Annotated in this window: 21 protein-coding genes and 1 pseudogene; 8 read left to right on the plus strand and 14 right to left on the minus strand. The window is 51.1% G+C overall.

Annotated features, from left to right (window positions below):
- Window positions 1-19: 19 nt before the first annotated feature.
- Window positions 20-1,435 carry an APC family permease gene (locus M3M35_RS03280; protein WP_252750563.1) on the minus strand — a complete coding sequence of 472 codons (1,416 nt, stop codon included), beginning with the start codon at window positions 1,433-1,435 and terminating at the stop codon, window positions 20-22.
- 123 nt (window positions 1,436-1,558) lie between these two features.
- Between M3M35_RS03280 and M3M35_RS03285 the strand changes: the two genes are divergently transcribed.
- Window positions 1,559-2,434 (plus strand): LysR family transcriptional regulator, encoded by an 876-nt coding sequence (locus tag M3M35_RS03285; protein WP_252750564.1) that lies wholly within the window; start codon window positions 1,559-1,561, stop codon window positions 2,432-2,434.
- A 26-nt stretch (window positions 2,435-2,460) separates the two neighbouring features.
- Here the strand turns inward: M3M35_RS03285 and M3M35_RS03290 are convergent, their stop codons facing one another.
- On the minus strand, window positions 2,461-3,126 hold the full coding sequence (locus M3M35_RS03290) for a phosphatase PAP2 family protein (protein WP_252750565.1): 666 nt from the start codon (window positions 3,124-3,126) through the stop codon (window positions 2,461-2,463).
- 142 nt (window positions 3,127-3,268) lie between these two features.
- Here M3M35_RS03290 and M3M35_RS03295 point away from each other — a divergent pair, with 142 nt between their 5' ends.
- Both M3M35_RS03295 and M3M35_RS03300 read left to right on the plus strand, forming a co-directional pair.
- Window positions 3,269-4,114 (plus strand): sulfite exporter TauE/SafE family protein, encoded by an 846-nt coding sequence (locus M3M35_RS03295; RefSeq protein ID WP_252750566.1) that lies wholly within the window; start codon window positions 3,269-3,271, stop codon window positions 4,112-4,114.
- Window positions 4,114-4,497 (plus strand): DUF1634 domain-containing protein, encoded by a 384-nt coding sequence (locus M3M35_RS03300; protein WP_252750567.1) that lies wholly within the window; start codon window positions 4,114-4,116, stop codon window positions 4,495-4,497. Before M3M35_RS03295 ends, M3M35_RS03300 begins: the two co-directional genes overlap by 1 nt.
- Window positions 4,498-4,518: 21 nt before the next feature.
- On the opposite strand, the gene M3M35_RS03305 is transcribed toward M3M35_RS03300, so the two are convergent.
- Both M3M35_RS03305 and M3M35_RS03310 read right to left on the minus strand, forming a co-directional pair.
- Complete coding sequence (locus M3M35_RS03305) at window positions 4,519-4,980, minus strand: threonine/serine exporter family protein (RefSeq protein ID WP_252750568.1); 462 nt, start codon at window positions 4,978-4,980, stop codon at window positions 4,519-4,521.
- A 10-nt stretch (window positions 4,981-4,990) separates the two neighbouring features.
- The gene (locus M3M35_RS03310; RefSeq protein ID WP_252750569.1) at window positions 4,991-5,764 is read right to left on the minus strand and encodes a threonine/serine exporter family protein; all 774 of its coding nucleotides are present in this window, start codon (window positions 5,762-5,764) and stop codon (window positions 4,991-4,993) included.
- 155 nt (window positions 5,765-5,919) lie between these two features.
- Here M3M35_RS03310 and M3M35_RS03315 point away from each other — a divergent pair, with 155 nt between their 5' ends.
- Window positions 5,920-6,267 carry a hypothetical protein gene (locus M3M35_RS03315; RefSeq protein WP_252750570.1) on the plus strand — a complete coding sequence of 116 codons (348 nt, stop codon included), beginning with the start codon at window positions 5,920-5,922 and terminating at the stop codon, window positions 6,265-6,267.
- A 46-nt stretch (window positions 6,268-6,313) separates the two neighbouring features.
- On the opposite strand, the gene M3M35_RS03320 is transcribed toward M3M35_RS03315, so the two are convergent.
- The 5 genes and pseudogenes from M3M35_RS03320 to M3M35_RS03340 form a co-directional block, all read right to left on the minus strand.
- Window positions 6,314-7,213 carry a cation diffusion facilitator family transporter gene (locus tag M3M35_RS03320; RefSeq protein WP_252750571.1) on the minus strand — a complete coding sequence of 300 codons (900 nt, stop codon included), beginning with the start codon at window positions 7,211-7,213 and terminating at the stop codon, window positions 6,314-6,316.
- Window positions 7,214-7,260: 47 nt separating this feature from the next.
- Window positions 7,261-7,701 carry a nucleoside 2-deoxyribosyltransferase gene (locus M3M35_RS03325; RefSeq protein WP_252750572.1) on the minus strand — a complete coding sequence of 147 codons (441 nt, stop codon included), beginning with the start codon at window positions 7,699-7,701 and terminating at the stop codon, window positions 7,261-7,263.
- Window positions 7,702-7,720: 19 nt separating this feature from the next.
- Window positions 7,721-8,128, minus strand: a complete 408-nt coding sequence (locus M3M35_RS03330) for a hypothetical protein (protein WP_252750573.1) — start codon at window positions 8,126-8,128, stop codon at window positions 7,721-7,723.
- A 19-nt stretch (window positions 8,129-8,147) separates the two neighbouring features.
- Window positions 8,148-9,010 (minus strand): annotated as a pseudogene (locus tag M3M35_RS03335) (RluA family pseudouridine synthase).
- A gap of 82 nt (window positions 9,011-9,092) precedes the next feature.
- On the minus strand, window positions 9,093-10,298 hold the full coding sequence (locus M3M35_RS03340; protein ID WP_252750574.1) for an MFS transporter: 1,206 nt from the start codon (window positions 10,296-10,298) through the stop codon (window positions 9,093-9,095).
- 167 nt (window positions 10,299-10,465) lie between these two features.
- On the opposite strand from M3M35_RS03340, the gene M3M35_RS03345 reads away from it, so the two are divergent.
- Window positions 10,466-11,419 carry a DUF4097 family beta strand repeat-containing protein gene (locus tag M3M35_RS03345; RefSeq protein ID WP_252750575.1) on the plus strand — a complete coding sequence of 318 codons (954 nt, stop codon included), beginning with the start codon at window positions 10,466-10,468 and terminating at the stop codon, window positions 11,417-11,419.
- 59 nt (window positions 11,420-11,478) lie between these two features.
- Here the strand turns inward: M3M35_RS03345 and M3M35_RS03350 are convergent, their stop codons facing one another.
- The 4 genes from M3M35_RS03350 to helD all read right to left on the minus strand — a co-directional run bounded on the left by M3M35_RS03350 (window position 11,479) and on the right by helD (window position 17,409).
- Window positions 11,479-13,593, minus strand: a complete 2,115-nt coding sequence (locus tag M3M35_RS03350) for a heavy metal translocating P-type ATPase (RefSeq protein WP_420842389.1) — start codon at window positions 13,591-13,593, stop codon at window positions 11,479-11,481.
- 9 nt (window positions 13,594-13,602) lie between these two features.
- The gene (locus tag M3M35_RS03355) at window positions 13,603-14,043 is read right to left on the minus strand and encodes a CopY/TcrY family copper transport repressor (protein ID WP_252750576.1); all 441 of its coding nucleotides are present in this window, start codon (window positions 14,041-14,043) and stop codon (window positions 13,603-13,605) included.
- Window positions 14,044-14,176: 133 nt separating this feature from the next.
- A complete protein-coding gene (gene coaA / locus M3M35_RS03360; protein WP_252750577.1) occupies window positions 14,177-15,091 on the minus strand; it encodes a type I pantothenate kinase in 915 nt (304 codons plus the stop codon).
- Between the two features lie 2 nt (window positions 15,092-15,093).
- Window positions 15,094-17,409: an RNA polymerase recycling motor HelD gene (gene helD / locus M3M35_RS03365; RefSeq protein ID WP_252750578.1), complete on the minus strand. Its 2,316-nt coding sequence runs from the start codon at window positions 17,407-17,409 to the stop codon at window positions 15,094-15,096.
- Between the two features lie 121 nt (window positions 17,410-17,530).
- On the opposite strand from helD, the gene M3M35_RS03370 reads away from it, so the two are divergent.
- The 3 genes from M3M35_RS03370 (at window position 17,531) to M3M35_RS03380 (ending at window position 21,053) form a co-directional block, all read left to right on the plus strand.
- Window positions 17,531-18,181 carry a histidine phosphatase family protein gene (locus tag M3M35_RS03370; protein ID WP_252750579.1) on the plus strand — a complete coding sequence of 217 codons (651 nt, stop codon included), beginning with the start codon at window positions 17,531-17,533 and terminating at the stop codon, window positions 18,179-18,181.
- On the plus strand, window positions 18,181-19,434 hold the full coding sequence (gene hflX / locus M3M35_RS03375; RefSeq protein WP_252750580.1) for a GTPase HflX: 1,254 nt from the start codon (window positions 18,181-18,183) through the stop codon (window positions 19,432-19,434). Before M3M35_RS03370 ends, hflX begins: the two co-directional genes overlap by 1 nt.
- A 272-nt stretch (window positions 19,435-19,706) precedes the next feature.
- Window positions 19,707-21,053, plus strand: coding sequence for an APC family permease (locus M3M35_RS03380; protein ID WP_252750581.1), 1,347 nt, complete (start codon window positions 19,707-19,709; stop codon window positions 21,051-21,053).
- 35 nt (window positions 21,054-21,088) lie between these two features.
- Here the strand turns inward: M3M35_RS03380 and M3M35_RS03385 are convergent, their stop codons facing one another.
- The gene (locus M3M35_RS03385; protein ID WP_252750582.1) at window positions 21,089-22,033 is read right to left on the minus strand and encodes an NAD(P)H-dependent flavin oxidoreductase; all 945 of its coding nucleotides are present in this window, start codon (window positions 22,031-22,033) and stop codon (window positions 21,089-21,091) included.
- Window positions 22,034-22,059: the final 26 nt, after the last annotated feature.

Raw genomic sequence — 22,059 nt, forward strand, 5'->3', positions numbered from 1 at the left:
TAAGTCCATCCTGTTTTTTTTAGTCTGTTGCGTTACGGTGTTGCAACTTGGAGTGCCACAGGCCGTAACTAAAGTACACTACCAACCCGATTGCAAGCCAAATCCCCACTGCAACCTTGGTGGTGGTGGGCAGCATCACGATGAAGTAAATGCTACACAAACCGGCCAAAATAGGTAGGACTGGGTACCAAGGCATTTTAAACCCATCGTTTGGAATGTCTCGGCGGTGCCGCAGAGGAATAATACCAAAGGAAATGCAGGCAAACGCCAGCAGGGTCCCCGCGTTAATCAGCGAAGCCAGTTGGGCAAGCGGAACCACGCCCGCAAAGAAGGCCTGAACGAGCAAGGCCACCAAGACTGCGTTTCTGGGGACCTTCGACTGGGCATGAACCTGTCCCATCTTTTTCGACAACAAGCCGTCCCGACCAAGCGCGTAGACCAACCGGGAACCCCCAAAGAACATCGTCACCATAGCGGTGAAGATTCCAAACAGCGCCCCAATGGTAATCAGCTTGTTCCACCCATCGAGGTGAACCAAGTGAAGGGCATAGGCAGCGGGATCATCAACGTTAAGTTTGGTGTAGTGCACCATTCCAACCAAGACCAATGAGAACGCCACGTACAAAACAACGGCAATTAGAACCGTGCCCAGGATCCCCCGGACCACGTTCCGCTTTGGATCAATGGTTTCTGCGGAATTAGCTGCCAGCGCATCAAACCCGATAAAGGCGAAGAAGACCGTGGCCGCTGCAGTTGAAATTCCACCGAGGCCAAAGGGCGCCCCGTGGAATTGCTTCGGGTAGAAGGGAACGTAGTTGCTGGATTTAATGTAAAAAATGCCGATTCCGATGAAAATAATGATAATCGCAATTTTAACAAGCACGGCAGTGTTTTCCACCTTTTTCGACAGGTCCGCTCCCTTCACGATGATGAGCGCGATGACGACGATAATCAGGACCGCCGTCAGGTTGACTACTCCGCCTTCTAGCGGGCCTGCTTGCAACGCCGCCGGTAACTTAATGCCGACCGGAGCTAACAGGTTATTGTTAAAGTAGGCCGCAAATCCGGTGGCTTCGGCAGAAACGGCTAAGAAATACTCCAGAATCAAGGCCCAGCCAATCAGCCAACCGACAATTTCTCCGTAGATCACCGTTCCAAACGAGTAGGCGGACCCAGCAATTGGCATCGCGGACGAAAATTCCGCATAGGCCATCCCAACGACCCCCGATAGTAAGGCCGCTAGTAAGAAGGCCACCGCCACCGCAGGACCAGCGTGCTGGGCAGCTTCGTGACCGGGCAGAATGAAGATCCCGGTTCCAATCACCGCCCCGATTCCGAGGGCCACCAAGTCCCACGCGGTTAACGTCCGACTTAAGCGGGCATCCGCCTTGAGGTAGTTAGCGACTGATTCTCGTTGAAAAATGCGTTTAAACATAAGCGTCTCCCTTTCGTGCTCGGACTACGCCGAGCCAATTTCATTGACGTCTTTTATCTTACCCACTAGACTTAGATAAGTAAAATTAATCTTTTTAATTTAAACATTAGGAGAACTGATGTAATGAATCGCTTTGTCGTGTTCCAAAAAATCATTGAAACCGGGAGCTTTACCAAGGCGGCTCACGAACTTGGGTATACCCAGTCGTCCATTAGCCAAACCGTGGCCGGGCTGGAAGCCGAGTTTAACGTACAACTGCTTAAACGTTCCCGCCGAGGCATCAGCTTGACTCCCGCAGGCGATAAACTTTATCCCGAGTTTCAACGCCTGTTACGTCAGTACACGGATGCCCAACACCTCGCCCAGCAAATCACCGGTCTGGAAACCGGAACGGTACGGATTGGCGCGAGCAATAGTATCTCGCGCTACTGGTTACCGGGCTTAATCAAGGGCTTTGAACAACAACACCCGCACGTCCACTTCACCCTCTTTCAGGGTGATTATGACGAAATCCGCGCGGACGTTGATAGTGGTAAAGTGGACATTGGGTTTTTAAAGCACACCCGAACCAAGGGCCTGACCACCGTGCCGCTCAAGCGGGAGCGCTTGTTGGCGGTGATGCCCACCGACCATCCGTTGGCTGGTCAGTCCGTCGTTTCCCTCGCCGCTTTAAAGGCCCAGTCGAACAACCTGATTTTGATCCCCGAGGGCACTCACAGTGACGTCCGTGCGGCGTTTGCATCCTTGGAAATCAACCCCAACATTAAGGACCAAATTCAAGACGACTATACCGTTCTAGCCATGGTGGAGGCGGGGCTTGGGGTGAGCCTGGTCTCTGAACTAATGGTGGGTAATTCCGACTTTCACATCCACGCGGCGGCCACTGAGCCAGCAATTGCCCAAGCAATCGAGATTGCCTACCAGAATCATGCTAGTCTGTCCGTGGCCAGCCAACACTTTTTAGATTACGTGGTCTCCCAACGGGATCAGTTGCCATAAAAAAAAGCTCCCCGTGGGGAGCTTTTTTAATAGTTACTATTTTGAAAGCCTTTAATGGTCGCAAGCCGTGGCGCATACCGCACGTAGAGGTATTCGGCCACTTGCAGCCAGGCATAGGCCAAGGTTACCGCACCCACTACGTCACTAGGAAAGTGAGCGTTTAGGTAAATCCGGGACAGCATTACCAGAATCAACCAGATGATTAGCATCATCCGCACAATCCACATACTCGTCCGGTCATTCAGCATTGGAACCAACACGATCCAAATGATGCTTAGCACTAGCACCGTCCCGAGCACGTGCCCACTCGGGAAACTGTAGCCCGTATCCTTCATCAGGTGCATCGGCGGCCGATCCCGGGCCACTAAGTGCTTCACCACAAACCCGAGGGCATCGCCCCCGACCAGTAAGCAGATGGCAAACACGGCGGGAATTTTATCCCGACCGCCCCACAGGATGAAGGCTAACAGAATCATCCAGATGACGTCCATCTTGGGACTCGCGAGGAAGCTAACAATGGTAAACAAACTGGTCATAAAGTTCGAGTCCCAATGTTGCACCCCACCGATTACTAACGTATCCAAAAAGTTAACGAACCCGGAATTAGTTTTAACGGCCACGGCGATTATAATCGTCAGGAGGGTCGCAATCACTAATTTATACGGGCGACTTGGGTCCTTTTTAATTATCATGTCTTTCTCTTACCTCCAGATTCAGTCAATACGCTTAGTATAGCATATTCTCGTGGTTAAACCACGCCCCGAACCGTTCTAATCTGCGTCTAACTGTGAAGTGCGTTACAATAAACTATATTTCACTTAAAGGAGAATCATCATGCTAAATAGTATTTTACTAATGCTAGCTGTCGGCGTCTTGGTCGGCATCCTCGGGGCTATTCTCGGGATTGGTGGAGGAATGATTATCACCCCCGTACTGACGCTTGGAATGGGATTAGACATTAAATACGCGATTGGCGCGAGCCTGATTGCCGTCATCGCGACCAGTTCGGGAGCGACGATTGCCTACCTCCGTGATAACGTCTTAAACTTACGGGTGGCCATGTTTTTAGAGATTGCGACCTCCGTCGGCGCCATCGTCGGCGCCCTCTTGACTGGAATCTTAAATCCCGTGTTCCTCTACCTCTTGTTTGGCCTGCTTCTGTTCTTTTCCGGTGCGAACATGGTTAAAAAGCTGTGGGGAAAAAACAGTGACCAAATTACCCACCAGGATGACAAACTGGCCCAGGACCTGCGGCTCAACGGTTCTTACTACGACAAGAACCTCCACAAAGAAATCGACTATGGAGTTACCAACGTGCCGACCGGATTTGGCATCATGTTTGGAGCCGGCGTCGCTAGCGGATTGCTCGGAATTGGTTCCGGGGCGTTCAAGGTCATTGCCATGGATACCTTCATGAAGATGCCGCTCAAACCATCGAGTTCGACCAGTAACCTCATGATGGGGGTTACGGCAGCTGCCAGTGCTACAATCTACTTCTTTAACGGTTCCATTCTGCCCCAGATTGCCGTCCCAATGGCCCTTGGGATTATTGTGGGGGCAGCGCTTGGTTCCCGGATTATGCAAATCATGCCGACCCGGCTCATGCGGATCATCTTTATTCCGATCCTCTTGTACCTTGGCTTACAAATGATTCTAAAAGGATTTGGGGTGTCAATCTAATGAAACCAGAAGCAAAAAACGAAACCCAGGAAATGCACCGGGTGGAAATGACGATTGGAACCATCCTCCGGTGGGGGGTAATTGTGGCAGCCGCCATTATGATCGTGGGACTGCTCTTCTACCTCGTGGACGGCAGCTTGGGAGTGGCTTCTAACTACCACGTACAAAACTTCCATCAACTCCTCCAGGGCTTGATAGCTGGTAAACCGTACGCCATCATGATGGTCGGAATCTTTGCCCTGATTCTCACGCCCGTGTTACGGGTCGTCGTCTCAATCTACTCCTTTTACCGGGAACACGATCGTCTCTACGTCATCATCACCAGCCTGGTCCTGCTGATTCTCTTAACCAGCTTTGTCCTTGGCATCGAATTTCAACTTTAACCAACCAAAAAACGGAGTCCCCTATGAGGGACTCCGTTTTTGATTGAAGCGTCGCTTCATGTAGTAAAACAGTTGAATAAACAACTCTGCTAGTAAAAAGCCCATCGCAATCGAGCCGGCAATCATGACGACCTGGGTCAGGTAGAAAAACGCCATGTGTGGTTGGTTTAACGCCACGTACTTCATAACCTGGTAGGCTTGTCCCCCGGGCACCAGCGGGACTAAGGCCGGCGTATTAAAGACAATCACCGGCATTTTTTTATAACGCGCCGCAATCATCCCAAAGATCCCAATCGAAAAGGCTCCCACGACGTTAGCACCCACGTACCCACCGATGTAGGTAAAGTACGCCAAATACACGAGGTAACCCGCCACCGCCACGACGCCCCCAAGGTTTAGTGCCTTGGGTGAAACGTTAATTAACAGGGCAAAGCCTAACGTGGCCGCATAGACGCCCACGATGACAATCACTAAATGTAACATTTTGCTTCACCTATCCTAACCAAATCAATGCGAGCGAGACCCCAAACCCGAGGGCACAGGCACAAATCAGCGCCTCCACGCCCCGCGCTGGACCACTAATCAGATTCCCAGAGATTAAGTCCCGGACGGCATTCGTAATCGGGACCCCTGGAACGAGGGGCATGACGGCTCCAATGATGATGTTATCGGTACTCTGTCCGAGGCCGAGCCGGACCGCGTAAATGGCCATCGCCCCGATCGCCATCGCTGACACAAACTCACTGATGAAACTAGCCTGCACACGCAGGCTGAGCTCGCGAAAAATCAGCCAGCCAAACATCCCCACCAGACTGGTAATGAAGAAATCCGGAAGATCGTTGTTAAAGACCACGGTAATCGCTCCGGATAAGACCGCGGCCGCCACCATCAACAACCAGAAGGGATAATAGAGGCCAATGTGTTCCACCTTGAGCAACAGGCGGTAAAACTGAAAAATCGTCAACTTGTGTTCGGCAAACCGCCGCGATAGTTTGTTAACGGCGGCAATCCGGCGTAAATCAAAGTTGCGTTGCTCAATTTCCTTAATCTGCGCTCCGGCCTCGTCGTTCGCGGAAATCATGAGTCCGGTAATCGTCACGTAGGCGTTTAAATCATCTAAACCCGCGTTCATGGCAATTCGTTTAATCGTATCTGAAACCCGATTCAGTTCGGATCCGTTTTCAATCAAAATTTTGCCCGCGAGCAGACACGTCTGGACGACCTTATTTTTATATGATTGCGTTTTTTTGCGTTCCTGTTTGCGCACCGTAAGCACCACCTTCGTTCCAATTGCTGTACTTACCAGCCTACTATATTTTGCCGCGTTTTAAAACCAAACTGGAAAAATGATTTTACGGATTTCCTCGTTATCGTTATAATGAACAATATAACATTTGGGCACAACCGCACAGGAGGATTAGCATGAGTGATAATCAATCATTTTCAGAGTTAAATGCAACCGCACAGGAAAAGGCCATTACCGATTTTGTTCCCTTTTACGTTTCCCTCTTAAACAACGAAGAACTCGATGTCATGGCTTCATTTGACTTTAATCACGTCATCGCGGACATCAACCGCACCATCATGGACGTTAGCAACCAGGTGCCGGCAGAAATTTGCGCGTTTTCAGCCAAATTTAATCACGAAGACTATAAAACGTTACTAAGTCAACTTCCCCAAACCTTTTTCGCGAATGGGAACCCCACCACGGACTGGCGCGAATGGTATGTCGCTGAAACGACGAAGCTCGATCCCTTCGCTACTTTATAAGTACGTACCAAAAAAGCAATCTCTACTGAGATTGCTTTTTTTTCGTCTAAATATCGTAATCACGGTCATAAAAGAAGGCTTCATCGGCCCCCTGCGTCGTTTCTGGTTGAATGGTCACGTGATCAATCTGGTACCGATCCTTTAAAACCCGATTAATTTGGGCATAAAGCTGTTGCACCTCGTTTAGTTCCATGTTGTCCATGTTCACGTGGGCCGAAAACACGATGCTATTTTCATCGACCATCAAGGCGTGCACGTGGTGGACCTTCTTCACGCCCGGAATTGCCAGTAAGTCGCGGTTAATCGCAGCGTAATCCAAGTGCGGCGCACACTCCATTAAAATTGACACCGTCTTTTTGATGACCGGCAAGCTTTCCAGCATAATGTAAACCGCCACAATCATCGTAATCAGGGGATCAATGAAGGTCCAGCCGGTCCAGAGAATCAGACCTCCCCCAACAATAATCCCTAACGAGGCTAGCGCGTCGCTTAACAAATGAAGGTAGGTCGCCTTCAGGTTTAAATTATGCTGCGCACCCCGGTTTAGGAGCACGGTTGACAGGAGGTTCGCGGCGGCACTAATTACCGCCACCCAAATCATCACGCCACTTTCAACGGGCGCCGGGTGCCAAAGCCGACTAACGGCCTCTCCCAGTAAAAAGAGTGACAGCAGGACCAGAAAGAGCGAGTTAAACAGCGCTGCCAGAATCTCGGCCCGTTTAAACCCGTAGGTATTCACCCGCGTTTGCTTCCGCTTACTCAGCACGTGGGCCCCGTAACTAAAGATGATCGACAACGAATCTCCCAGGTTATGCGCCGCGTCAGACAGTAACGACAAACTGCCCGACAGCAACCCTCCGATAAACTCTAGGAGTGTAATCGCCGAATTTAACAGCGTCACGCTTAAAAAGCGGCGCCCCGTTAGTTGTTCTTCTCGTTCTGACATCTGCTTCTCCTTTGCCACCCCATTTACCTGGCGTCTAGTCTGCCTGGTTAAATAAATTCACCATCGTATTCGTTAGCCGGCAGGGTGTTAAAGTCATAGTCAGCCACGGCCGCTGGACTTGTTAAGTAGGCATGTAAACTTTCCCCAATCATGAGGTTAACCGTTCCGGTCTTTTCATGAAGCACGATGACTGGCGTCCCCAGTTGCACCGCATAGCCAATTTCAAAGGCCGTGCCACTGTCCACGTGGTCCTCGGTAAAATCAATGATTGCCACTACCGCGTCCGCTGCGCGCAAATTTTCAATATCGGCCTGGTAAATTTCCGTGGCCCAGGGTTTCGTAAACTGGGGATGCTGGGTGGATTGGTGCTTACGGGGAGAAAAAAAGTCCCGGACCGTGGGGTTGGCCGTCAAAGCCTGTTCCACTTTTTCAATCCGTGCAATCTGATCCTCGCTAAAAAATGGACCAGCTAAATAAATTTGTGCCATCGGTTGTGCTCCCTTCCGCTTACGCGTCCTGTTCGACCATCCGCCAATCGCCTTCGTTGGCCTTTGAAATTTGGTTTAAGAAATGTAACACGTTTTCTGCGCGTTGTGAATCGTGCTCGTTCAACTGGTTTAATCCAGCTCCGGTATTCATCGGTTGGCTGAGCTGAAATTCACCAGCTTCATCGGCAGTTCCGGTGGCAAAGGCCATCACGGTTTCGCCCGTCGCAATCTTCGTCACGATAAAGAACAGGGAAAAGTCGTCCTCATCGGTCATGTATGCCGGCATCGCCCAGATGTCTGGGGCAATTTCACTCATTTCATATTCCATAAACTTGTAGTCTTTATGATTCTGCTGGGTAACCGGCGTCTTCAAGGTAAACATTAGCTTCGCAAACGCGGGCTGACCCAACTTAATTCCATCTTCCACGATTTTAGCCTCCTTCATGTCACTCATATTTTAGCATATCTGCTGGCAGGGGCGCCGTAAAATTCCGCTCCTGCCCCACAAAGGGGTCGTAAAAACGTAGCTGGGCTGCATGGAGGTCCCCTGATCCATCGGTCCTCCGTATAGTTGGTCTCCGAGTAAGGGGTGCCCCACAAACGCAAAGTGGACCCGAATTTGATGCGTCCGTCCCGTGTGCAACTGCACCCGGACCCGGGTAAAGGCTGCTCCCACCTGCTCCACCCAGTACTCGGTCCGTGCGGCCTGACCACTCGCAGTCACCTGCCGGGCAATCTCCGTCCCAACCCGTCCAATCGGAAAGTCGAGCACGCCGTGGGGCTGATCAAGCTGGCCAGCCACCACGGCCTGGTATTCCTTGTGCAGGGTGTGCTGGGCAAGAGCCTGGTTTGCGTAACTATTGGCAAGCCGATTCTTGGCCACCAGTACCAAGCCACTGGTAAAGCGATCGAGGCGGGTAATCACGTGGGGCCGTAAATCAGTGGCGCCGGCAGCAATCAAATGCCCTTTGACCCGATTCACCAACGTATCGGTGCGGTTCGTAGGCCCGGGAACGCTGGTTAACCCCGCTGGCTTATTGAGCACCAACCAGTGATCGTCTTCAAACACAATCGCTAAGGGTCCCGGACTGGCCGGCACGTTTGGATCACTAAGTTCGGGTGGAAAGGTGACGGTGAGGGTTTCTGCGGGTGCAATTAACCGGGTTGGGTCGATCAAGGTCTCGTTAACTCGTAGGCTTTCGGGTTGTCGCTTCACTTCTTGATAAAGGCGGTTACTGACGCCCGCCGTGGTTAATAATTTTTTAACGGACAGGGGCGCTGCCGTGTGGTTTTGAAACTGTGCTTGCATTCTACTTCTCCAATTCAGATGGGGTTGTTACTAAAAATTTCTCACTACCAACCGGTCGTGAGAAATTAACGGGCTTGTTTAATTAGCGAAACAGCTTGTGGCGAATGAAGAGGAGATCGTAAATCCCGATTCCCCCCATAATTAACAGGCCAATCCCAGAGACCCAGAAGGCCAACCGAGGACTGTTGGAACTAAAGACCTGATTGATACTACCTAAGACCACGGGAGCCAGGAAAATCCCGACGTTACTCCCAATTAACAGGATTGACGTGGTGACGTTCAAGGTTCCCTTGGGCGAGATCTCCGTTGCCACGTTCAAGATATAGGTCACTACCATCGTGTCCAGCATCGTTACCAAGAACATTCCTAACGCCGCCGTAAAGAAGCTGTGCGCTAAGCCAACGATTAACTGGCTAACTCCCGTGGCAATCAGGGCAAATGGCAACATGAACTTCCGAAAGGCACTCAGGGCGTTCCCAAACATAATCCCCCCCATCAGTCCAAAGAATGGGGCAATACTGATGATCATGGCCGACTGATCAATCGTTCCGATGTGAGTATTTTCAATAAACGATGACAGCCGAACCGTCGCTCCCACGTACGTTACTTGATAGGCAGCTAGCAACATCGTCCAAAACACAACGTCCGGATTGAGCCGCGGTGACCGCTTATCTACTTCCATTTTGGGCTCTTCCTTGGGTTCTGGAACAAAGTAATAGAACAGCACTGCTACCGGAAAGGCCAGGGCGTACACGAGAAACGAACTGTGCCAACCATAATCAACTAACAGGGCCCCGGCAATGTAGGCACAAATTGCATTCCCGAGCATTTCAAACCCGCTTCGATACCCCATGAGGCGGTCCTTCAGTTTCCCTTCAAAGAAGGTTCCAATCAAACTAACCGCAAGGCCATTGATCAACCCGAGCCCGATTCCAAAGCAGAACCGAGACAAGAGCACCACGTAGTAGTTGGTCGCTACCAGCGGGATGATCCCAAACACCCCACTAATTCCGAGCCCAACTAAAACCGTGCGTTTGGGCTTCATGTACTTTGCAATCCAGTTACTCAACAGCAACATGATGATCACTGCTAGGGAGGGCATCGTGGCAATAATCTCAATGGCAGAATACGAATGACCCGGAAAGGCCTTCTGCCACTGGGGCACCGCTGCCGATACTGATAACGAACTCGCGAGGACCAGTGAAACTGCTAACAACGAGAACCGCATCATTGGCGAATACGTCCCCCGTACCAAATCTGAAAATTTGAACCGTTTCATCTTTGCCATGCCTGTTACTCCTTTGTCGATAAATATAATGCGAATGGCGCACCATCCGTTCTCGTACCAGTATAGAAAAAGCCACGCCGAAATAAAAGGCTTCTCCGTAATTTCTTGCTTGTGATGGAGAAAAAACCGTGCTAAATTTAAAAGAAACGTAAGAAAGGATGTTTCCCATGTACAAAAAAACCCTCGGGCTGGCCATCCTCGGTCTCGCCCTGGCGGCCGTGCCCGCCGTTCTGACCACGCCTTCATCACTGGCGGCCAGCTCGCAGACCCAAAAAGTCAAAAATACCGCCCAACTGGATACCTTAGAGGTCAACGTGCCGGCACAGGTTACCGTAAAATCAGGAACCGAATTTACCGTGCAATCAAACTTTGCGGGACAACAAAAACCCGAAGTTAGTAAAAACGGCGATCACATCGAAGTCACCTTTAAGGACCAGAAGCGTTGGGATGCCATCAAAAACAACCACAAGAGCAAGGACAAGGTGGTAATTACCCTACCCAAGATTGCAAAGCCGAAGACTGTCAAGATTAACTCCGGCGCTCTGAACTTTAAGACCCCGACGGCCATTCAGAACTTCCAAGCTACCAGTAACGGAAGCAATCTGACGCTGAACCAAGCACACTTCAAAGCAACCAAGCTAGAAAGTGCCAACGGGGACGTGCGAAGTAACGACAGCGAACTCGGAAAAACTACGGTTAAGTCCGCAAGCGGAGACGTCCACTTCAAAAACACCAAGACGCAGGCCATTCAGGTGGAATCCGGTAGTGGCGACGTTGCCTTTGAAAAGGTTGATGCCGACCGCCCCGTTAAGATTAACAGTAGCGCGGGCGATATTGCCCTGAACCAAACCAACTTAACCAAGGTCACACTGAACTCCGGTAGCGGAGAGATTGAAACCCACGATCTAATCGCCAAGGACCTCACGCTAAACAGCGGTTCCGGTGACGTCACCATGACGAGCCAGAAACCAGTTGCCTATGACCGGTTAAAACTGAACAGTGAATCCGGTGACGTGCAGATTAAAAATGCCAAGATTAACCACAGTAGCATTAATACCGACGGTGGCGATTTGAACTTACAACACGTGTCCATCAAGCACAAAGAAGATCAGAATAACTAAGGCTAGTTCTACCACAAAAAAGGTGTTACTCAAATTATGAGTAACACCTTTTTTACGCATTAATTTTCTTTTTTTAAATGTAACGTCAGAGCATTGACAGCTACAATCACCGTTGACAGTGACATGATGATCGCTCCCACCGCTGGAGAGAGGATAATCCCAATCGGAGCCAGGATTCCCGCTGCCAGTGGCATGGCGATAATGTTGTAACCAGCCCCCCACCAGAGGTTTTCAACCATCTTGCGGTTCGTAGCCTTGGCGAGGTCTAAGAAGTTGATGATATCTTCCGGATTACTACGTACTAACACAACGTCCGCGGAATCAATGGCCACATCGGTTCCGGCTCCAATCGCCACCCCAATGTTCGCCCGGGAGAGACTCGGGGCATCGTTAATTCCGTCTCCGACCATCATCACGTCATTCCCCTGCGCTTGCGTCTTGGCAATGACCTGTTCCTTATCCTGGGGCAAGAGTTCGGCATGGTACTCAATGTCACCTAGTTCATGGGCCACTCGTTGTGCTGCTAATTCATTATCACCCGTTAACATCACCGGTTTAATGTGCATCCGTTGCAGTTGTTGCATCAACCGGTGCGATTCAGGCCGCAACACGTCCCCTTGCGCAGTTAAGCCCAGTACTTGCTGATCTTGAACCAGGTAGCTGACTGAATTTCCAGCGCCCGCGAGGGTTTCAAACTGGTTCCGATCATAGTGCAAGTGGTGTTCGTCCAAGTACTTGGCCGTCACAATCTGGTAGAACTTGCCGTTAACCGTTCCGGTTACTCCGACCCCCTGGATGGCTTGCATGTCAGTAGCGGGCGTGATGGTCAAGCCCTGCTTTTTGGCTTCACTAACCAATCCGGTTGCCAGGGGATGGCTGGAGTTGGCTTGCACGTCGGCAAACAGGTTTACCAGCTCCTGCTTCGATAAGTCACTCGTACTAATCAAATCGTTTAGTTGAAAGACCCCCTTGGTCAGAGTTCCGGTCTTATCCATGAAAACGTAGTCCAAATGCTTAACTTCTTCTAGGGCTTGCCGGTTTCTAACTAGCAACCCGTTTTGGGCTCCAATTGAAGTACTCCGCGCAATCACGAGGGGGACTGCCAATCCAAGGGCGTGGGGACAAGCGATTACAAGGACCGTAACCATCCGTTCCAACCCCACGCTAAAGCCGCTGATGATGGTCCACACTACCAGGGCTAAAATCCCAATGATTAAAGCCGCATAGAAGAGCCAACCGGCAACCCGATTGGCAAGGGTTTCGGACTTTGATTTTTCCTTTTGGGCCTGTTGGACTAACTTAATCACCTGGGACAAATACCCGTCACTGCTCGTGGCCGTCACTTCCACGTGCAAACTCCCGTCCCCGTTCACGGAACCACCGATCACCTTGCTGCCGGGTTGTTTGGTAACTGCCTTTGCTTCCCCCGTTACCAGGGCTTCGTTGACCGCACTGGAACCAGAAACAACTTGACCATCGGCGGGAATCTTTTCTCCTGGTTGAACCACAACGACTTGCTTCGTTTGCAGTTCGCTCACCGGCACGTCCTTCGTTTGGTCACCCGTCGTGATTAAGTGGGCGGTGTCTGGTAATAAGGCGGCCATTTTTTGAAGCGCGTTTCCAGCGTTCATCACCGCACCCATTTCAATCCAGTGTCCCAACAGCATGATCACAATCAAACTGGCTAATTCCCAGAAGAAGTCCATCACGTGGGCCTTTGGATTAATAAAGGTTTTGATGACAAACGAGTACAAACTATAGAGGTAGGCTACTGAAATCCCCATCGTAATCAGCGTCATCATCGCTGGGGAGTGCGCCTTTAGTTCCCCCTTGGCACCAGAGAAGAACGGTTCTCCCCCGTAGAAGAACAGTATCGTCGAGAGAATCATTACTACCCAGTTAGAACCAGGGAATGTAATTTGAAAGGGCAAAATGATGCCCATGAAGGGTGATAATAACAGGATCGGAATCGCTAAAATGAGGGAAATCCAAAACCGCCGTTTAAAGTTACCCATGTTCATCATGTGACCACCGCCCATGTCCATTGACATGGAACCGTGGTTCATGGACCCCATGTTCATCGAGCCGTGGTTCATCTGCATACCACTCCCCGATGACATGTTCATGTTGTGATCCATGTGTTGCATATCGTGATTGTGCTCTGTTGGTTTCATAATCTACATCTACTCCTTTTCGTGTTCATGGCAGGACTGTTGCCGCGTCGGCAGGCAGTTACAGTCAACTTCTTCTGGAGCCGTTGGTAACTTCTCCGCTAGTTTGGCCTGTAACGCCTCGATGTCTGCCCGGCTGATCTCACTCTTACTAACTAAATCCAGGAGCACCTGCCCCTTATGCATCTCACAGAGTTGGCTAAACAAAGCCTCTGCCGTGTCGTTCATGGCGAGCTGCTCACTCACCTGCGGATGATACATAAACTGCCGACCATCCTTCGTCGTGGTCAACAGGTCCTTGGCACATAAGCGCCGTAGTAAGGTTTTAATCGTCGACGCCGTCCAGTCCGACTGTTGTTGCAATTCCGTAATGATATCCGTCGTCGAACTGGGGCCCAACGACCACAGTAACCGCATAATCTTCCACTCTGCCGGGGTAATGTCCACCGGCACCTTTTTCGCTGTGATTTGCTCACCCCATTTCGTTTACATTTGTAAATTCAATTCTGAGTATAGTTTACAACTGTAAACTATGCAACTAATTTGCTCACCAAAAAAAGCACTCCCCGGTAAGAAGTGCTTTGTCTTAGTAATTACGGAGGTACAAGCGGTCAATCATATGCTGCTGCCCTTTATGAATGATCAAATTAGCGCGATCTCTGGTTGGCAAAATGTAATCACGGAGGTTGGGCAAATTAACGGTGGCCCAGGTCTGACGGGCGCGCGCTAGGGCCTGGTCTGGATCATCCTGGGTGTAACGATAAAAGTAGTTATTTGGATCTGTAAAGGCGGTCTGTAACAGTTTTTGGAACCGATTCAGATACCACGTTTCAATCAACTTCGGGTCGGCATCAATGTAGATCGCAAAGTCCGTAAAATCGCTCACGTACAGGTGGGCTGCTGCTGGCTGTTGCAAGGTGTTAATCCCCTCTACAATTAAAAAGTCCGGTTGCCGCACCGCAGTGAATTCATCCGGGACCAAATCATAGGTCTGATGGGAATAGACCGGGGCCTTCACCAACGGTTCCCCCGCCTTCACCTGCAGTAAAAAGTTGATTAACCGCGGTAAATCGTAACTTTCCGGAAAGCCCTTGCGCGCTAACAAGCCCTTGGCTTGCAACGTCTTTGTCGGGTACAAAAAACCGTCTGTGGTAACCAACTGGGTGGTTCGGTTCGGCAATAGTTCCGTTAATAAATACTGTAACAACCGCGCCGTCGTTGATTTCCCCACCGCCACGCTCCCAGAGATTCCAATGATAAAGGGAATCGTCCGGGCTGGTTGGTGTAAAAAATCACTTTTGCGTTGTTGCCATTGCCGATAGGCATCAAACGCCCCCCGCAACAGCTGAATCAGAGGCATGTAAACCTGTTGCACATCAGTCATCGCCACCTGATCATTAAACGCCTTCAGGTGCTCAAGCGTCTGGGGATCAATCGGTTGCAGGGTGGTCGGATACAGGTCGGCCCAGGCTTGCTTATCATACTCAGCAAAGTTTTCCATCGCTACTCCTTTACTAACCGGTACGTTTCCGGTTGAACGGAGGCAAAGATGGGCGACGGCGTCGAAATGCTGATCACCGTCAACCGGTGCATGGCCCGGGTACAGATGGTGTAGACCAACTTATCGAAGGACTGGTCCGGATAGTTGGCCGCCGAACCATTCCACATCACTACGGCATCAAATTCCAGTCCCTTAGCGAGGTAGGCCGGTACAATCACCACTCCGTTTACCAATCGTTGGTTTTCGGTCTGTAATAAGGTTGCCGCAACGCCCGCCTCTTTAAGGGCCGTGGCTAACTGCTGGCACTCGGCGAGCGTTTTGCCAATCACGGCCGTCGTATCGTGGGCTTGGTCGTTGCGTTTGATGGTCGCAAAGAGCGTCTGCAAGGCCTGTTGCTTGGTCTTGGTAATCGCCATGATTGGTAACTCACCCTGGCGGGCATACGCTTCAATCTCTGCTCCGTCTGGCAGCAATTGCTTCGTAAAGTTAGTGATTTGAGCGGTCGAACGGTAAGATTTCAGCAATTTAATGACCCGAATCCGCTCCGGATCAAAAAGCTGTTGGAGGTCGGCCATCAGGGTTTGGCTGCTATCGCGGGTAAAGATGGCCTGGTTTAAATCACCGAGCACCGTAAACTTGGCCCGCGGGTAATTCCACTGTAAGTACGCCAACTGAAAGGGCGTGTAATCCTGAACTTCATCCACAAATAGGTAGCGCATTTTTAGATCGGGACGTTTCCCAGTGACCAAGTCAAAGAGGAGCAGGTAGATGGACACGTCCGTCATGCTAATCGTGCCGGCTTGAAACCGCTTAACGGTCGCACGCACGCTGGCCTGCCATTCTTGTGGAGTGACGTGCCAGTCCGCCAGTTGCACCAACTTAGGAACGGCGCGGAGGTAGTCCACAAACTGTTGGTTAATGTTGAAAAACCGGTTGTGTTTGATCTGCTGCCGCACCTTGGCAAACGCCGCGGTTACCAACTGCTTAGCCAAGAAGCGGTAGTCTTGATCGGTATCCGTTCGGGTCCGACCGGCGCGAGCGTACAACATGTCAATCTGGTCGGAGGTTAAGCCCTCAACCGCCTCTTCAACCCACCGTTGCTTCGTCTCTGCGGCAATCCGCCGGTTCAAAATGTGGAACAACTCTTTTTTGGTCGCTGCAAGCCGGTTTCTGAGGTTATAGTTGGCGTTGAAACTGCGATAAATTTCTGCGATCTGTTCCTTGGAAATGAAGATTTCTCCCTGAAACTTAATGTTCCGAAAATCCGCCCCCGTCTGGTTTAGGCTGGTGGCATACTGGTTGACCGCGTTAAACATGGCTAAGCTGTTTTTCAAGGTCGTTACATTTTGGGTTTCATCCGTTAGGCTTTCGTCAAACCGCTGCTCGAGGGTTTCGACCGTTAAACGCGGTACCCGCCGACGCATAAACTGGTAGTAGGTCATCTGCACCATGTTTTGCTCCCCTAGTTCGGGCAACACCTGGTTAATGTAATCATTAAATAGCTGGTTGGGGGAAAACAGAATCACCTGACCGGGCGTCAGCTTCCCCCGGTAGCGATAGAGCAAATAAGCCACCCGCTGGAGCACCGCGGCCGTTTTTCCAGACCCGGCGACCCCCTGCACGAACAACAAATCGGAACTGGTGTCTCGAATGATTGCATTTTGTTCCTGCTGAATGGTCGTCACAATGCTCTTCATCTTGGTATCGGACTGGTGTTCCAGGTTTTCTAACAACAACCGGTCCCCGACCGCCTCATCGGTATCAAAGACCTGGGTCACTCGTCCTGCTTTAATTTGGAGCTCGCGTTTTAACGATACATCCACCTGTTGGGGACCACTGGGGGCGTCATAGGTCATCTGCCCAATTCCACTGTCGTAGTACACACTGCTAATGGGAGCCCGCCAGTCATAGATTAAATACTGGTCGGGATGATCAGGATCGACAAAGGACGCGAGCCCAATGTACAAGCGTTCGGGCTCACTTTCGCCCTGTTCTTGGAGGTCGACCCGCGCAAAGTAGGCGTTCTGGTCCAATTTTTGTAACGTCTGCATGTCCCTAGTTGCCGATTGCCACCGATTTTGGCGTTGTTCCAGCATTTGTTGCTGTTGACGCACCGACACCCCGGTTTCCATCTGGCCTTCGTAGGTACTGGTTTTTAAGCGGACGTCGTCATAAAAGTTGTCCTCCAGTTCCTGTTGATTCTGCTTGGCCTTCATAATCGTGGTGGCCGTTTGGCGTTCCGCCACCTTCAGTTGCTGGCGGACAAAGTCTAAATGCTGCTGTTCTGCCTGTCGAATCTGATCCTGCTCTGCTCCCATCGTGCACCTCCATTAGTCTAATCGATGAACTATTCTAACATACCCGGCCCGTAAACACGATGAAACAGCCACTAAGTATGGTAAACTGAACTAAATTATGATTTTCAAGGAGGACTTTCCCATGGCCAAAATTAACCTATTCTTTGTTCGTCATGGACAAACCCATTTAAACCACTACCACCGGATCCAAGGTTGGTCTGATTCAGACCTCACCGACCAAGGAGTTCAAGATGCCGTCGCGGCTGGAAAACAGTTACAACGGATCTCGTTCGACCAGGCCTACAGCAGTGATACCAAGCGGGCCAGTCGAACTGCCCGCATCATCTTAGAGGCCAATCCCGCTCCCCTTACCGAACCCGTGCAAAAGTTTGCCTTTCGTGAAGAAAACTTTGGTTACTTTGAAGGAAACGATACCGGACAAACCTGGAACATCGTCGGAGGTCCCCATGGCTGTTATTCCTACGCGGACCTCATCGCCAAGTTTGGCATGGAAAAAACACGGGATCTGATTGCCGCTGCCGATCCGTACGGTGAAGCCGAAACGGACGAACAATTTTGGCACCGCCTTCAGGTCGGCCTCGATGAGATCGTGGCGCTCGCTGAACCGGGACAAAACATCTTGATTGCCGCCCACGGAACCCTGATTAAAAGTGTGGTAAGTCGGTTTAGTAACCTAAACGTGGCCGACGCCATCTTAAATGGAAGCGTCACGAAGGTCACGTACAACAAGGACCAGTTTAGTGTCGCTTATTACAACAAGAAGGAGCATTAATGGAACCAACCCCCGTCATTACGATTGGCCTCAACGTCAATCATCCGCACTTTGATTATTCAATGGAAGAATTACAACAACTCGTGGTTGCAAACCACATGACGTCCGTTGCCACCCTCACCCAAAAGTTGGACCACCCGGATGCCGGGACCTACTTTGGCAAGGGCAAGCTGACTGAGTTAACTGACTTAGTGAACGGAACGGGTGCCACCACCATCGTTGCCAACGATGAACTGAGCCCGAGCCAGATTCGTAACATCGAAACGGCGACCTCCGCCACGGTGATTGATCGCACGGGGCTCATTTTAGAAATCTTTGCCAACCGGGCGCGCACCAAGGAAGCTAAGCTACAGGTGCAACTGGCGAAACTGCGCTACCAACTCCCTCGGCTACGGACGAGCGCTAGTCAACGCTTAGACCAACAAGCAGCGGGGGGTGGCTTAGCCAACCGGGGGGCCGGGGAAACCCAGCTAGAACTTAACCGCCGGACCATCGAGCATCAAATTACCCACGTCCGCCACGAACTCAAGGATCTACAACGGGCGTACACCACCCAGAGTAAGCGCCGGAAGGAAAACCAGGTCAAAACGGTGGCCCTCGTTGGTTATACCAATGCCGGTAAATCGACCATTATGAACCAGTTAGTCAGTCGCTTTGGCACTAACGAAGAAAAACAAGTTTTTGTGAAAAACATGCTCTTTGCCACCCTCGACACGAGCGTCAGAAACCTTGAACTGCCGGGTAACAAACAGGTCCTCGCCAGTGATACCGTTGGGTTTGTGAGCGACTTACCTCACCAACTAGTCGAGGCGTTTAAGGCAACCCTAGCCGAGGCCGCTGATGCCGACCTGTTAATCCAAGTGGTTGACTATTCTGATCCGAACCAGGAACTCATGATGGAAACCACCACCAACACCTTAAAGGCGATTGGGGTGCCGGACCTTCCGATGATCACCGTCTTTAACAAGGCAGACCGCACTGGCAGTCGGTTTCCGGAACGAACTGGTGCTAATCTGATCATGTCGGCCCAGGATCCGGCCTCCATTGATGAATTGGTCGCCATGATCAGCGAGCAACTCTTTGCCGACTACGTCCAAAAGACCTACCTAATTCCATTTACGGCGGGCGACTTAGTTGCTGACCTGAACCAAAACTTTGACGTCCAGGCCACTGCTTACGAAGCCAGTGGCACCAAACTAACGGTTGCTTTACCAGCCACCGTAGCCATCCGTTACCAGCAATACGAAATTTAGTTAGTTAATTGTTGACAGTTGTTCATTTTCTTTGTACAATACTTACATTACTTAAAGATGAAATTTAAGGAACCGTCTGCCCAGAGAATCCAAGGCGCTGTGATTGGATGAGACACCTTATTTAGCCGCTTTAAGTTGCCAAATTGTTAACTAACTAAAAGTGCTTTCAGGCTTACTGAAAGAATTTGGGTGGAACCGCGCGTAACAACGTCCCTATCGCTGTATAGGGGCGTTTTTTGTTCGATTTTCCCACCTTTAAAGGAGGATTCATCATGAAAAAACCAGATTTACAAGCAGATGTTTCACTCAACCGGTCCCTCGGATTATGGTCCGCGCTCGCCCTGGTGGTAGGAACCATCATTGGAGTAGGAATCTTTGTCCGGCAGGCGGCGGTGATTAACGATGCGGGGTCCGCTAAAGCGGCCCTGCTCGCCTGGCTAGCGGGAGGACTCTTAACCCTAGCTGCCGGTCTCACGATTGCAGAAATTGCCTCCCAAATTCCGAGTACCGGGGGTTTATATGCGTACATGGAAGCCATCTATAACAAATTTTGGGGCTTCTTGTCCGGTTGGATGCAGATCATTGTGTATGGTCCAGCCATGATTGCAGCGCTGGGCTCCTACTTAGCCATCCTGGTACTTGATTTCTTCCACCTGCCAGGCTTCTGGACCCTTCCCATTGCCCTCGGTTCGATTATCCTCGTCGGCATTTTGAACATCTTCCCGAACCGGTACGGTGGTGCCTTTGCCATCATCACGACGATTTGTAAGTTAGTCCCGGTTGCCGCTTTGATTATTTTTGGCCTTTTCTTTGGCCACGCCGATGCTCTCGGCCAAAGCGTTCGGGATCTCCACACCACGGCCGGCGGGTTTGGGGTGGCTATGTTAGCCACGCTGTTTGCGTTTGACGGCTGGATTTTAGTTGCGAACCTCGGGGGCGAAATTAAAAACCCGAAAAAGATGCTCCCCCGCGCCATCTCACTGGGAATTATGGCCGTGATGGTCATTTACCTCCTGGTTTCTTACGGGGTCTTAAAGAGCATCGGTCCTGCTAAGATTCATGAACTTGGTACGACGGCCATTCCTTACATTGCCAATCAAGACTTTGGGATGTGGGGCGGAAAGGCCCTCAGTATCGGGATCATCATTTCAATCATCGGGTGCATGAACGGGAAGATCATGACTTTCCCCCGGATCATGTACGCCATGGCCGAAGAAAAACAACTGCCGGGTTCCAAGTGGTTGTCCTACCTCAATCCCAAAACCCGGACGCCCATCTTTGCCATCATGGCAACGCTGGTCATCGCGGGCTTGATGATTTGCTTTACGAACCCCGACCGAATCTCTGAACTCTGTATCTTTACGGTTTACTGTTTCTACGTCATGGCTTTCGTGGGCGTCTTCTTGCTCCGGAAACGCAACCCGAACCAAGTCCGGGTCTTCTCCGTTCCGCTCTTTCCGTTCACGCCCATCGTCGCCATCCTCGGTTCGCTCTTCGTGATTGGCTCCGAAATTCTTTCTGACCCAATCGGAGTGCTCGTGTCCCTCGGGATTGTTGCCGTTGGAGTGCCGGTTTACTACTTCAAAGTGATGCGCCAACGTGATCACCAATCAGCATAAAAAAAGCTCGACCTCATTATGGGTCGAGCTTTTTTTTATTGAAAGTCCTGCATTAATTCTGCGATTAAATCGGCCACCCGGGGTTCGTCACGAATCAAATCCACCCCGGTGTTAACACTAACTTCTCCAGCTTCCAAATCACCGTGGAGCATGGCTGGACGGACGCCCCCTAACTTCCGCGTGGCCTGGAAGGTCGTGTGGTCACCGGCTGCAAAACGGTCCGCTAACTCTGCCATGCGCGGATTAGCAAGCGACCGCTGGTTCGGTGCCACTAAGAGCAGGTCATCGGCACTGCTAGCAAGCAACTTTTGTTTAGCCGCCGGCGCCGTCCGTGATTCCTGGGTGACCATGAAGCGGCTCCCCACGAACACCCCTTCGGCCCCGAGGGCCAACGCTGCTCGCACTCCACGCACGTCATTGATCCCTCCAGCTGCTAGAACCGGCACTGAAACCGCGTCAACGATCCGGGGCACGGTCGTAAAGGTCCCCACACCGTGAACGGGGATCACTCCCCCTTCATCATAGCCCGTGGCAACGATCAGGTCCGCTCCCAGTTCAACTTGGCGTTGGGCCTCTGCAGGCGTAGGGTTATAACTCCGGGCAATGAGGGTCGCGCCGGCGTCCTTGATCTGGTGGTAAATCTCAGCATCCGGTTCTCCTCCGACCATAAAGATCGTAATGCCCAGTGCCAACGACCGGTCCAAGACCTTGTGGGCATAGCTTTGCTCCTCGCCCTGTGGGTTTAACCCCAGCGTCATTGCAATTGGCTGCTTCGTCAAATGCTGGGCGGTTTTAATCTGGTTTTCCATGACCTCCATCGAATTTTGGTCCAGGGAATCACGGCCGGCATTCGGACCAAACGTCCCTAAACCACCGGCATTGGCCACCGCCGCCACCATCTTCGCATCCGTCAACCAGTTTAGCGGAGCTTGGATCAGAGGATACCGGGTTCCTAAAATTTCCGTCACACGATTTTTCATTTTGCTTCCTCTTTTCACTTACTTTT

The sequence above is a fragment of the Fructilactobacillus myrtifloralis genome (assembly GCF_024029335.1).
Taxonomy (GTDB): Bacteria; Bacillota; Bacilli; order Lactobacillales; family Lactobacillaceae; genus Fructilactobacillus; species Fructilactobacillus myrtifloralis.